13 protein-coding genes are annotated in these 12,195 nt (G+C 68.6%); 10 read left to right on the top strand and 3 right to left on the bottom strand.

Going from position 1 to position 12,195, the window contains the following annotated elements; translation table 11 throughout:
- Positions 1–52: 52 nt before the first annotated feature.
- The 4 genes from EV652_RS13830 (at position 53) to EV652_RS13815 (ending at position 4,324) form a co-directional block, all read left to right on the top strand.
- Positions 53–496, top strand: coding sequence for a hypothetical protein (locus tag EV652_RS13830; protein WP_132209488.1), 444 nt, complete (start codon positions 53–55; stop codon positions 494–496).
- A 213-nt stretch (positions 497–709) separates the two neighbouring features.
- Complete coding sequence (locus EV652_RS13825; RefSeq protein ID WP_132209487.1) at positions 710–1,813, top strand: DNA glycosylase AlkZ-like family protein; 1,104 nt, start codon at positions 710–712, stop codon at positions 1,811–1,813.
- Between the two features lie 91 nt (positions 1,814–1,904).
- Positions 1,905–2,723 (top strand): hypothetical protein, encoded by an 819-nt coding sequence (locus EV652_RS13820; protein ID WP_199238170.1) that lies wholly within the window; start codon positions 1,905–1,907, stop codon positions 2,721–2,723.
- 149 nt (positions 2,724–2,872) lie between these two features.
- Complete coding sequence (locus tag EV652_RS13815; protein WP_242001749.1) at positions 2,873–4,324, top strand: ricin-type beta-trefoil lectin domain protein; 1,452 nt, start codon at positions 2,873–2,875, stop codon at positions 4,322–4,324.
- 839 nt (positions 4,325–5,163) lie between these two features.
- Here EV652_RS13815 and EV652_RS45235 read toward each other — a convergent pair.
- A complete protein-coding gene (locus tag EV652_RS45235; protein ID WP_369410013.1) occupies positions 5,164–5,727 on the bottom strand; it encodes an AfsR/SARP family transcriptional regulator in 564 nt (187 codons plus the stop codon).
- Complete coding sequence (locus tag EV652_RS13805) at positions 5,633–6,739, bottom strand: DMT family transporter (protein WP_242001747.1); 1,107 nt, start codon at positions 6,737–6,739, stop codon at positions 5,633–5,635. The genes EV652_RS45235 and EV652_RS13805 overlap by 95 nt, the downstream gene beginning before the upstream one ends.
- Positions 6,740–6,819: 80 nt before the next feature.
- Between EV652_RS13805 and EV652_RS13800 the strand changes: the two genes are divergently transcribed.
- The 3 genes from EV652_RS13800 (at position 6,820) to EV652_RS13790 (ending at position 8,874) form a co-directional block, all read left to right on the top strand.
- The gene (locus tag EV652_RS13800; RefSeq protein WP_132209486.1) at positions 6,820–7,716 is read left to right on the top strand and encodes a LysR family transcriptional regulator; all 897 of its coding nucleotides are present in this window, start codon (positions 6,820–6,822) and stop codon (positions 7,714–7,716) included.
- 85 nt (positions 7,717–7,801) lie between these two features.
- Positions 7,802–8,338, top strand: a complete 537-nt coding sequence (locus tag EV652_RS13795; protein ID WP_132209485.1) for a superoxide dismutase family protein — start codon at positions 7,802–7,804, stop codon at positions 8,336–8,338.
- Complete coding sequence (locus tag EV652_RS13790; RefSeq protein WP_132209484.1) at positions 8,335–8,874, top strand: hypothetical protein; 540 nt, start codon at positions 8,335–8,337, stop codon at positions 8,872–8,874. Before EV652_RS13795 ends, EV652_RS13790 begins: the two co-directional genes overlap by 4 nt.
- Here the strand turns inward: EV652_RS13790 and EV652_RS13785 are convergent.
- On the bottom strand, positions 8,845–9,603 hold the full coding sequence (locus tag EV652_RS13785) for an SDR family oxidoreductase (RefSeq protein ID WP_132209483.1): 759 nt from the start codon (positions 9,601–9,603) through the stop codon (positions 8,845–8,847). The genes EV652_RS13790 and EV652_RS13785 overlap by 30 nt on opposite strands.
- A gap of 213 nt (positions 9,604–9,816) precedes the next feature.
- On the opposite strand from EV652_RS13785, the gene EV652_RS13780 reads away from it, so the two are divergent.
- From EV652_RS13780 to EV652_RS13770, 3 genes are read left to right on the top strand one after another with little or no spacing between them, the layout of a single operon-like run.
- On the top strand, positions 9,817–10,110 hold the full coding sequence (locus EV652_RS13780; protein WP_199238169.1) for a hypothetical protein: 294 nt from the start codon (positions 9,817–9,819) through the stop codon (positions 10,108–10,110).
- Positions 10,076–11,512 (top strand): sensor histidine kinase, encoded by a 1,437-nt coding sequence (locus EV652_RS13775; RefSeq protein ID WP_242001746.1) that lies wholly within the window; start codon positions 10,076–10,078, stop codon positions 11,510–11,512. The genes EV652_RS13780 and EV652_RS13775 overlap by 35 nt, the downstream gene beginning before the upstream one ends.
- Entirely contained in the window at positions 11,509–12,168 is a 660-nt protein-coding gene (locus EV652_RS13770) for a response regulator transcription factor (RefSeq protein WP_132209482.1), read from the top strand. Before EV652_RS13775 ends, EV652_RS13770 begins: the two co-directional genes overlap by 4 nt.
- Positions 12,169–12,195 lie beyond the last annotated feature (27 nt).

Genomic DNA, 12,195 nt, shown 5'->3' with positions numbered 1-12,195 from the left:
GATCACCCCTGTGGTGACCCGCTCACGCGTGCCTTCCTGAAAGGACGCCGCCATGCGGCTCTCACTTCACGGCGCCGTTGCCGCCTGCCTTGCCACTGTCGCCCTGACCAGCTGCGGCACCGCCGAAACCCCGGTCGCCGAAACGACCACCACCTCACCAACGCCCACGCCGACAACCACGCCCAGCACCAAGCCCACCGTTGTACCCAAGACGACCCCCGTGAGTACGGCGGATGTCACCGTGGACGTGTCGATCGCCGGCGGGAAGATCTCGGCCGGTGGGCAGGCCGTGGTGAAGGCGAAACCCGGTCAAACGGTCCGCATCAACGTCCTCAGCGACGTACCCGAATCGCTACATGTCCACGGCTACGACAAGACCCTGGATCTGAAGCCGAGCAAGCCCGGGTCCGTCGAGTTCAAGACCTCGACGAAGGGCATCTTCGAGGTCGAGACGCACGAGAGCGGCAAGCTCGTATTCAAGCTGCAGGTGTCGTGACGGTATTGATGCCACGCCTCCGGCGCGGCGGGTCATGGGGCTTTGACGTTCACGCGCGGGAGAGCGCTGGCGGGTCAGATCCCGCTGCTGGCCGTCATGGTCGCCTACACCGTCGGCGGCCTCCTTCTCCTGTTCTCCGCTTGATCGAGGTCGATATGGGCAAACTGGCGAACCTTGGGGTGAATTGTCGGCCGTGTGTCTTAGCCTCGGGTCGTGGGTGTGCATGAGCTTTCACGGCAGGATGCGCGGCGGATCGCCGTACGGGCGCAGGTGCTCGAGAGCGAGCGGCCAGAGGATCTGTACGACGTCGTCCGGCGGCTGACTGTTGTGCAGTACGACCAGACGGCCGCGGTGGCGCCGAACGCTGATCTGGTCGCGTGGAGCCGACTCGGGTCGTCGTACTCGCCGAGTGAGTTGGTGGATGCGCTCGAGACGCAGGCGTTGCTGGAGCTGCGGGGCTTCGTCCGGCCGAGTGAGAGCCTGGCGTTGTTCCGGGCCGAGATGGAGGCCTGGCCGGGCAGCGGGCCGTTGCTCGACTGGCAGGAGTACCGGCGCGACTGGGTGAAGGCCAACGAGGGTTGCCGACTGGACATCCTCGAGCGGCTCCGGCAGGACGGCCCACTGGTCATGCGCGAACTGCCGGACACGTGCGTGAGGCCGTGGAAGTCGTCGGGCTGGACCAACAATCGCAACGTGTCCCAGCTGCTCGAGTTCATGCTGCAGCGCGGCGAGGTCGCGGTCGCCGGCCGCGACGGGCGCGACCGCCTGTGGGACCTGGCGTCGCGCGTCTATCCGGACGAACCGGCCGTCCCGGTCGACGAGGCGAAACGCATCCGCAACGAGCAGCGGCTGCGGTCACTCGGCATCGCCCGCGCCAAGGGCCCGGCCTGCCCGGGCGAGCCGATCGACGTCGGCATGGCGGGGGAGCCGGCCGTGGTCGAGGGCGTCCGCGGCGAGTGGCGGGTGGATCCGACCCTGCTCGGTCAGCCTTTCTCCGGCCGTACGGCGTTGCTCTCGCCGCTGGACCGGCTCGTCTACGAACGGAAGCGGATCGCCGAGCTGTTCGAGTTCGACTACCAGTTGGAGATGTACAAGCCGGTCGCCCAACGCCGGTGGGGCTACTTCGCGCTGCCGATCCTGCACGGCGACCGCCTGGTCGGGAAGGTCGACGCCACCTCCGACCGCAAGGCCGGCATGCTCCGCGTCGACGCGATCCATGAGGACGAACCGTTCAGCAAGAGCCTGACCGCCGCGGTGCAGCGCGAACTCAAAGATCTTGCTAAATGGCTGCAATTGGAGCTCGTCCGGACCAAGTAGCGGTCTAATGGGGTAGGGGCGGGAGGCTGGTCAGATGGCGCTGGGCGGGCCGGGACAAGAACGCGATCAGCAGCGGCGAAGGACGCGACCGGTGGCGGTTATCGCGGCTGCCGTGGTGGTCACGCTGCTGTCCGCGCTGCTGGTCGGACTCGGGGTCCTGTACCTCGGCGGCGACCCCGCTTCGACCGGGCAAGGCGCCGTACCACTGCCAGGCGCGTCCCCGACGACCACCACCTCGTCATCGCAGTCCTCGCCGTCACCGGCAGCGCCCTCTCCGACCAGGCAGGTGCCGCCGAGTGCGCAGTCCTTTGCGTACCAGCCCTTGTGGCCGTTCGCCTCGGTCGCCGAGGCTGCGGCGTGGCAAAGTGCCTACCGCGACGGTGGGAAGCAGCCGTGGCATCTGGACGCGGACGAGACCGCGCTGTCCTTCACCACCGGCTTCCTCGGCTTCACCGAGATCGACCGGGTGGTGACCCGCTCGATCAAGGACGACGAGGCGTGGATCTCGGTCGGCTACCAGTCCAGCGAAGGTCCAGCGAGTGTCGCAGCGGTGCTCCACCTTGTCCGCATCGGCCAGGGTGACGACGCGCCCTGGGAGGTCGTCGGCAGCCAGGACAGCACCCTCACCCTCGAGCGACCGCGGTACGGCGCGAAGGTGACCTCACCGATCACCGTCGGCGGACGAATCACCGGAGTGGACGAGTCGATCCGGATCGACCTACGCCAATCCGGCGCCGAGCGGCCGATCGGATCGTCGTGCTGTCTCCCGGGCGGCGGGGAGAAGCAAGCCTGGTCGGTCCGGGTGACGTTCCGTGGTGCCGCCGAGGGTGCGGTGACGGTCGTGGCCTCGACCGGCGGTCACGTGCAGGACGTGGAACGCTTCGCGATCACCGGCGTCCGGGTCGGATAGGACGTCCGACGTTTTGAGTGTGACGCCGGTCACATCCTATGTTGACGCAAACATCGGCCATTGACGCCCGCCCGTGTTTACGTAAACATCACCGCGAGACGCAAAATCCGCGGCGCGCGGGGCCGCCGCTCGTGAGGATCGGAGAGCGCGTGAGATCAACTGTTGGGCGTATCGCTGCCGCGGCGCTCGCGGCGACAGCCGTCGTCGCCGCCATGACGGTGCAGGCCGGGGCGGCGACGACCGCCGACGCCGGGTCAGCCCCCACCGCCGGCTACACCGGGCCCGCAGGGACCAGCGAGTTCCGGGGTGTGAACTGGGCGGACCCGCGGGACAACTACGCCGACGACGAGGTGGTTCCGTCCGGGCTCAGTACGGCGGACTCGTATGCGACGACGTACCAGAAGGCCATCGGCATCACGGGCGAGTTCCGCAAGGAACTGAAGGCCAACACGATCCGCCTGCCGATCAACCCCTCGAGTGTCGGGACTGCCTGGTGGACGTCCTACCGGGGTGCGATCGACGCGTCCGTGGCCGGCGGCTTCAAGGTCATCCTCAGCTACTGGGAGGCCGACAACGCCAAGGACGGCCGGGTCGACGATCCGGCCAAGTACGCCGCCATGTGGAACACCGTGGTCGCGGCGTACGGCAAGAACCCGCGGGTGTACTTCGAGCCGATGAACGAGCCGTTCGGCTACTCGCTGACCGAGTGGGTGTCGCTCACCTCGTCCTGGATCGCCCAGCACCAGAGCGTTCCGCGCGGCCGGATCGTCATCTCCGGCAGCGGCTACAACGACAACGTCACCGGTGTCGGCGCGGCGCCCGAGCTCGAGGGCACCCTGCTGTCGCTGCACTTCTACGGCTTCTGGGCCTCCGACGAGAACGAGGCGGCCTGGCTGGCGAACCTGCGGCCCCGGATCGGCGAGTACGGCTGGCGCACGATCATCGACGAGGCCGGTTCACCGATGACCATCGGCCTGAACTACGGCAACCACGAGGGCAACGTCTACACGTCGTACCTCGCTGCGCTCACGCAGGTCGCGCGCGAGCAGAACATGGGCATCGTCTACTGGCCCGGCCTGCGCAACGGCGACTCCTACTCGATGACGACCCAGGTCGGCCCGAATGACCTGCAGGTCAACAGCGAGAGTGGCCTGGCGCAGCTGTGGTGGGGTTGGGGCCTGCTGAAGAAGGAGCCGTCCAACGACCTGCCGCCGGCGCCTCCGGGTGAGCCGCTGCGTGGCGTCGCCAGCAACCGGTGTGTCGACGTACCCGGCTTCTCGACGACTCCTGGTACGGCGCTCGACCTGTGGGACTGCAACAACGGCGGCAACCAGTCGTGGAACTACACGGCCGACAAGCAGCTCACCGTCTACGCAGACAAGTGCATGACCGCAGGCGCGGGCGCGGGCAGCGCGGTCACCATCGAGAACTGCACCGGCGCGGCCAACCAGGCGTGGAACCTCAACGCCGACCTCACCATCACCAGTGTGGCGAGCCCTGACCTCTGCCTCGACGCCGCCGGTGGCGGAACGGGCAACGGCACGGCCGTCGACGTCTGGCTGTGCAACGGCGCCGACAACCAGAAATGGACGCGCTCCTAGCGACACCACGCAGCTGCCTCCCGGCCATCCCGGGAGGCACCTGCGGTGACGCCCGCTTCGGCCTCTGGCTGATCGCCCTGACCAGCAGGGCGGCGGGCAACCGGCGGCGCAACTCCGAGATCGGCCCGACCACCTGTCCGTCATCGACCGCTCGGACAGTCCCCAGCATCTCGAACCGCAGAGCCACCTCCCAGGCGAGCCCTGATCATGGGGGCTCGGCCGGGGCGTGATCAGCTGGTCGACGCCGTCCAGGCGGCCAAGCATCGTGCGTCCACGAATCAGCTCGGGTACCGCGAGCGCGGTCATCCGGTCGTGCTTTCCGGCGGACAGCCGGAGGAGCTCCTCCGACATCTGCTCGTATCTGTGCAGCTGACCGCGATCGAACGCGAGCGCGCCGATGTTGCTCAGCGTGCGTGCCTGGGCCGCGTGGTCCCCGTCCGCTCGGTGGATCTCGAGCGAACGCAGGAAGTACTGGACGCCGAGGCCGCGGAGCAGCTGTCCGAGCGCTGGCAGTGGATCGACTGCCGGCCCGGGTGCGTGCCCCACACAGGTCGATGTAGAGCTGGCCGTCGCCGAACCGGTCGGCGACCTGGTGTGCGTACTGCAACGCGAGACCGGTTTTCCCGATCCCGGCCATCCCGGTCAGCAGAACCACAGCGTCGGCCCCGTCGAGCTCGTCCAGCTCGGCTTCACGGCCGAAGAACGCGCCGGGCGACGGCGGTAGCTGGCTCGGCCGCACTGCCGGAGCCGGCGCCGGCGTGGCGGGTTGGTCCGGCGTCGGGGGTTCGTGTTCGAGCGTGGGATCCTCGATCCGGATCGCCTCGCCCAGCTCCCGGAGTTCACGGCCCGGTTCCGCCCGCAATTCGCGAGCGCAGCCGCTGCCGCGCCGCCCGATAGGCGACCTCCGCCCGCGTACGACGACCGGACCGGTACAACGCCAGCATCTGCTGACCGATGAATCGCTCCCGCGACGGATACTCCGCGACCAGCTCCGTCAGCTCCGGCACGATCTCCCGCGCCCGGCCACGCGCCAGCTCGGCGTCGAACAGCTCCTCATAAGCGACCAGTCGACTTTCGGACAGCCGCTTCGCCTCAGGCGCGACCACCTCGGTCTCGTCGATGTCGGCGTACGGCGCATCGCGCCACAACGCCAGCGCCTCACGGAACTGGGCGATGGCCAGCTCGAGATCGCCGGCTTCCGCCGTACGACGTGCCTCGGCGTGCAGGCGGCTGAACATGTCGGCATCGAGCTCATCCGGGTCGACCTTCAGCAGATAGCCGCCGGACACAAGGATCAGCCGGTCCGGGCTATCCAGGATCTGGCGCAGCCGGTGCACGTGGATCTGCATGCTGTTCCCCGTACGACGCGGAGCCGCGGGACCCCACAGGGCCTCGGCGAGCACGTCCGTCGGCACCGGTCGACCGGCTCGCACCAGCAGGACGGCGAGCAGCCGGCGCCGCAGCTCCGAGATCGGGCCGAGCACCTCCCCGTTCTGGGCCACCCGCACCGGCCCGAGCACCTCGAAGCGCATCCACACCTCCCGACGTCCCCCCATCATCGACCACGACAGGTCCAGACCGGATGCGGTGTGTCCGCTCAATGGACTGACCCCAGGTGGTGCCGGTCAGCATCAGTACGGCGCCGATCGCGGCCGGCACGGTGAGGCGCTCGTCGGCGAGGACGATGCCGATGGCAACAGCCCAGACGGGTTCGGTGCCGAGCAGGAGACTGGCCCGGCTGGCGGACGTGCGTTGCACGGCCCAGGTCTGTGCGAGGAAGGCGAAGACGCTGCAGAACAGGGCGAGGTAGACCAGTTGCAACCAGGTCGCCACGCCGGCGTCGGTCGGCAGGTGTCCAACGGCTGGTCCTGCGAAGAGCGCCGTACCGACGACAGTCTGCACTGTTGTCACCTGCAACGGTCGGAGGTCGGTCGCGAGGCGGCCGACGAGGGCGACATGGGCGGCGCGGACGACCGCGGCAGCGAGCATGAGCAGGTCGCCGATACCAGGGGCATGGAGGCCGTTGCCGGACATGAGCAAACCGACGGCGACGATGCAGATCCCCGCGGCGAGGAAGAACCTCGGCGGCATGCGGCGCCGGTCCATCAGCGGTGTCAGTACGAGCGTCAGGCTGATGATCAGCCCCGCGTTGGCTGCGCTGGTGTGCGTGACGCCGTACGTCTCCAGCACCAGCACCGCCGCCTGACTCAGACCGAGCAGCCCGCCGACCTTGAGCTCACGTCGATTCACGCTCCTGACGAAGAGCAGGAGTGCGATCGCTGAGATCCCGTAGCGCAGGAACAGCACGGTCAGGACCGGTGTCGAGCCGGTCGCGGTCTTGGCGGCGAGATAGCTCGAGCCCCACACGACGGCGACCAGCAACAACACTATGTCGGTACGGCGGGAGGCGAGCACGGCTCAACGGTGCGCGGTCACGACGGTGAAGCCAAGTACCAACTTCTTAACCGACCTTGAAGCAGGCCTACAGTGTAGGAATGGACGAGCGACAGTTGCGGGTGCTCCGGGAAGTCGGCGAGTTGGGGAGCGTGACCGCTGCCGCGGAGGCGTTGCTGGTGACGCCGTCGGCGATCTCACAGCAGCTCAGGCTGTTGCAGCGGTCGATCCCGGTCCCGCTGACCGAACGCGACGGCCGACGGGTCGTTCTCACCGCGGCCGGGCGCGCGCTCGCCGGCGCGGCGGCCGACGTGGAGAGCGCGCTGGCCAAGGCGCGGCACACCGTCGACGACTTCATCGAACAGCCCGATGGTGTCGTGTCGGTCGCTGCCTTCCACAGTGCCGCGGCGACGTTCTTTCCGTTGCTGCTGCGCGCCGACGCCGCTCCACAGCTCAGCCTGCACGACGAGGACGTCCCGCAGGACGAGTTCCCGTTGCTGGCCCGCGAGTACGACGTCGTCCTCGCACACCGCCTCGACCACGGCGCCGCTTGGCCGCGTACGGTCGCCGTCACCTCGTTACTCCACGAACCCCTCGACGTCGCCTTACCCGTCGACCACCCGTTGGCTGCCAAACGTCAACTGACTCCGCGCGACGTGGCTCACGAACCCTGGATCACCGTCCACGACGGCTTCCCGCTGATGGCCACCATCGAGGCGATCGGTGCCGCCGCCAACCATCGCCTCGACCTGGTCCACCGCATCAACGAGTTCACCGTCGTCGCCGAAGTGGTCGCGGCCGGCGGCGGCATCGCCCTCCTCCCGCGCTGGACCGCCCGCCGCCACCCATCCGTCGTCCTCCGCCCCCTCCGCGGCGTCCACGCCCGCCGCCACATCGACGCCCTCCACCGCCCCGAACGCACCGCCCGCCAAGCAGTCCGCACTGTCCTCACCACCCTCCAACAAGCCGCCTCAACGCTCGCCAGACCCACCCGGTAGCCGGGCATTGCCTGGGTTGCGGCAGGATTTGGGCACTGTCACCCGCCTGCGACGGTTTCCGGTTCGTACGGATCTCGAGGGAGTCATGACAGCAGTTCTTCGCAGCACACTGGCCGTTCTGGCCGTCACCGCACTGGCAATACCAACTGCGGCGCAGGCAGCACCTTTGGTAGAGACGGGCGTCGTCACTGCGCACGACGACCTCCGCGACCTGGCGCCAACCACGAGCGGGCCGTTCGACAAGGCGCGGGCTCTCGCGGTGCTGGTGTCACACGGCGACTCGACCCTGGCGATCCTTCAGGTGCGGGGGATCGACACGTCCAAGGCTGGACGATCGTTCGGTGCTCATCTGCATGCCGGCCCGTGCGTCGCTGGTGACGGCGCGGCGGCCGGTCCGCACTACAACACCGACACCATCGCCGGGACGGTCCCGCCGCGCGTCAACCCCAGCACCGAGATCTGGTTCGACTTCACCGTCAGCCCATCCGGCGCCGGCAACGCGATGACCGTCGTACCCTTCACTCCCCTGCCGGGCAACCGGTCGGTCGTCATCCATGAGAAGCCGACCGATCACCATGGTGCCGCCGGCCAACGGCTGGCGTGCCTACCCTTGGCTTGGTGACCATTCAGCAGTCGAGAGAGTCTGGTCCGCGTCGCCTGAGCGTTCCACGCTCGGCCGCGGCCGGGCTCGGCTTCGGTCTGCTGTGGGGTATCGCCGCCCGAACGTGGATGCGGCTGATTTCGACCGAACCGCAGTTCACCTGGGCCGGCACCGCCACGATCCTCGGGTTCACGAGCATCACCGGCCTCACGCTCGGCATCCTGTACGGCGTCCGCCAGGCCGGCCGATCCCGGTGGTGGCGGGCCCTCGCCGTACTGTGCCTGCCCACCTTCGCCGGTGCCGGGATGGTCTTCCTGCCCGCGTTCCTCCTGGGTGGTCTGCTCTACCTCCACCACCTGTGGGCCCGCCTGGCCGGCGCCGCCGGCATTCTGCTCTCGCACGGTGCCCTGTGGGCGAGCCTCAACGGCGAGTCGATCAACCCTTGGTATCTCTACGGCGGCTTCCTCGTCCTGTCCCTGACCCTGGCCGCCGGCGCCGCCGAACTCTACCGGCCTAGGCAGACCCGACTACGCGAAGCCGCCGTTGCTCAGGAGTAGCTGGCCGTTGATCCATTGGCCCTGCTCGGAGCAGAGGAAGTCGACCAGGTTAGCGGTGTCCTGTGGAGTGCCGAGGCGGCCGAGCGGCGTCTGCTTGATTCCGCTGGCGCGGATCTCGTCGCTCATCCAGCCGGTGTCGACCGGGCCGGGGTTGACCACGTTCGCACTGATGCCGAGATGGGCGAGTTCGTGGGCGGCGGCCATTGTGATGCGATCCAGTGCACCCTTGCTCGCGCCGTACGGGAGGTTGTGGACGGTGTGATCGCTGGTGAGCGCGATGATCCGTCCGGTCCCGGGTACGCCGGTGAAGCGGCGCCCGAACTCGCGGATCAGCAGCCACGTCGCCCGCGCGTTCACGGCGAAGTGCCGGTCGAAGCTCTCGACGGTCGTGTCGAGGATGCTCGAGTTGACCGATTCGCAGTGGCACATGACGAGCGCGGTGACGTTGCCCAGATGCTTCTCCGCCTCGTCGAAGATCCGCTCGGGCGCGGCGGGGTCGACCAGATCGGCCTCGATCGGCACCGCGGTCGCGCCGAGGCTGCGAAGTTCCTCGGTGATCTCCTGCGTCGCGCCCGACTGCACGCCCCACGTCATCCGCTCGTCGTACGCGGTCCAGTAGGTGAAGGCGATGTCCCAGCCGGAGGCCGCGAGCTTGCGGGCGAGGCCGGCGCCGATCCCCACGGTGCGGCCGACGCCGGTGATGAGTGCCACAGGGCGTTGGTCGGTCATAGCCACGATCCTTTCGGCTCAGCTCCCACCGGGCAACCGGAATACCGGGACCGAAGGACAGGAGGTAGTCGCCTTCTCCGCGCCCTGCCCCGCGTGAGCACCTCGATCCAGACCCGATACGTCCTGTCCTTCGGTACCCCGAGCCTCCTGATCATGAGAAATCTGTAATCTTCGGCTCATGTGGTTCTCCGGGAGAGATCGCAGGCTTTGAGGATGCGGTCCCCACGCGTGATCTACGCGGTCGTCGCCGGTGTGCTGGTGGTGGCCGGTGTTCTGCTGCCCCGGTACCTGGCCGAGCGGTCGTCGCCTGAGCTCGGCGAGACGGTCGTGGTACCAGCCGGATCCAGTACGACGCCAACGCCGACGCCGACCCCCACGCCGACGCCGACGAAGCCCACGGTGACGAGCACCACAGGTGCCGAACCGGTGTCGCCGCCCCCCGCGCAGACCGCCGGGCCGGACGATGACGACGATGGCGTGGACGACCCGGACGACGACGATGGGTGATGGCCGGCGGCTGCCGGTGGTCAGCGCCCGGGTGCGGATCATCGGCTGGTTGTTCGGTGTGCTCGCACTCGCACTCTCCGCACTGGTGTTTCTCACCTGGCAGGTCCTCGCGGCCCGCGCCGACGCCGCCGCGGACGACGAACTGACCCACGAGGCGAACAAGTTCCGCGCCTTCGCGAAGTCCCAGGCGGCCGCGTCCTTCACGCGGCCCGAGGCTCTGCTCGACCGCTGGTTGCAGAGCAACCTGCCGGACGACTCCGAGGCGTTCTTCACCATCGTCGACGGCCGCGAGTACCATCGCAGCCAGGGCACCCCGCCAGCCCGGCTCGACACCGACGCGACCTTCGTACGACGTCTGGCCGACGCGACCGAACCGTCGTACGGCTGGATCGACAGCCCGGCCGGACGGGTCCGGTACGGCGTCATCCCGGTGCAGATCGGGGAGCAGCCGGTCCGCGCGCGGCTGGTCGTGCTCGAATTCCGCGACGTGATCGCCAAACCGTCGATGGACGCGGCCCGGTGGCTGGTGATCATCGGCGCGATCATCCTGGCGATGGCCGCGGGCGGCTGCTGGCTGGTCACCGGCCGGGTGCTCGCGCCGATCCGGCAGTTGCGCACCACCGCGGAGCGGATCAGCGACTCCGACCTGCGCCGCCGGATCGATGTCGTCGGCAACGATGATGTCGCGCAGCTGGCCCGCACGTTCAACACGATGCTGGACCGGCTGGAGGACGCGTTCACCTCGCAGCGCGAGTTCGTCGACAACGCCGGGCACGAGCTGCGGACGCCGATCACGGTGATCCGCGGTCACCTGGAGCTGATGGGGGACGACCCGCGCGACCGGGCGGAGACCAAGGCCCTGGTGCTGGACGAACTGGCCCGGATGAACCGGATGGTCGACGATCTGCTGGTGCTGGCGAAGAGCGACCGCCCCGGATTCCTCGAACTCGGCGAGGTCAACCTGACCGAGCTCGTGGTCGAGGTGGTCGCGAAGGCCCGGCCGTTGGCGGATCGTGCCTGGCGGGTGGCCGCGACGGCCGACGCGACGATCGTGGCCGACGGTCAGCGGTTGACCCAGGCGCTGATGCAGCTGGTGTCGAACGCGGTCCGGCACACGAAGACCGGCGACCGGATCGAGGTCGGCTCGCAACTCGATGCCGACGGGAGTGCGCTGCTGTGGGTGGTCGATTCCGGGCCGGGGGTGGCGCCGGAGGACCGTGAGCGGATCTTCGAGAGATTTGCCCGAGGCAACGATCAGCGCAGGACCGAAGGCGCCGGACTCGGGCTGGCGATCGTACGCTCGATCGCGCAGGGTCACGGCGGTGACGTACGGCTGGCGCCCGGGCCGGGTGCACGCTTCGAGTTGACCCTGCCGGTGAGCGAGGAAGTGGGCGTGCGATGAACCGGATCCTGATTGCCGAGGACGAGGAGCGGATCGCGTCATTCGTTGATCGCGGTCTGCGGAGTAACGGGTTCGTGACGACGGTGGTCGGCGACGGCGAAACGGCGTACCAGGAAGGTGCCAGTGGCGCCTACGACCTGCTGATCCTGGATATCGGCCTGCCGCGAGTGGACGGGTTCACCGTGCTCCGACGGTTGCGCGAGGCAAGGGTGACGATGCCGGTGGTGATCCTGACCGCACGGGACAGCGTGCGTGACACAGTCGCCGGTCTGGAAGGCGGTGCGGACGACTACATCGCCAAGCCGTTCGCCTTCGAGGAACTCCTCGCCCGCGTGCGCCTCAGGCTGCGCAGCGAAGGTACGCCGGACGCCAACATCCTGCAGGTCGGCGACCTCAGCCTGGACCTGCGCACCCGCCGCGCCCTCGTCGACGGTGCGACCGTCGAGCTGACCGCGCGCGAGTTCCTGCTGGCTGAAGTCTTCTGCCGGCACCCCGACCAGGTGCTGTCCCGCGAGCAACTTCTCTCCCAGGTCTGGGGATTCGACTTCGACCCGGGCTCCAACGTGGTCGACGTCTACATCCGCTACCTACGCCGCAAACTCGGCGCGAACCGCATCCAGACCGTGCGTGGGATGGGCTACCGCCTCCTTCCGTGAGAGGTCTCTCACGGAGGCTTCAGGAAC

Source organism: Kribbella steppae, assembly GCF_004342025.1.
GTDB classification, from domain to species: Bacteria; Actinomycetota; Actinomycetes; order Propionibacteriales; family Kribbellaceae; genus Kribbella; species Kribbella steppae.
The sequence above is the reverse complement of the archived record's forward strand: the minus strand, read 5'-3'. Positions and strand labels throughout refer to the sequence as shown.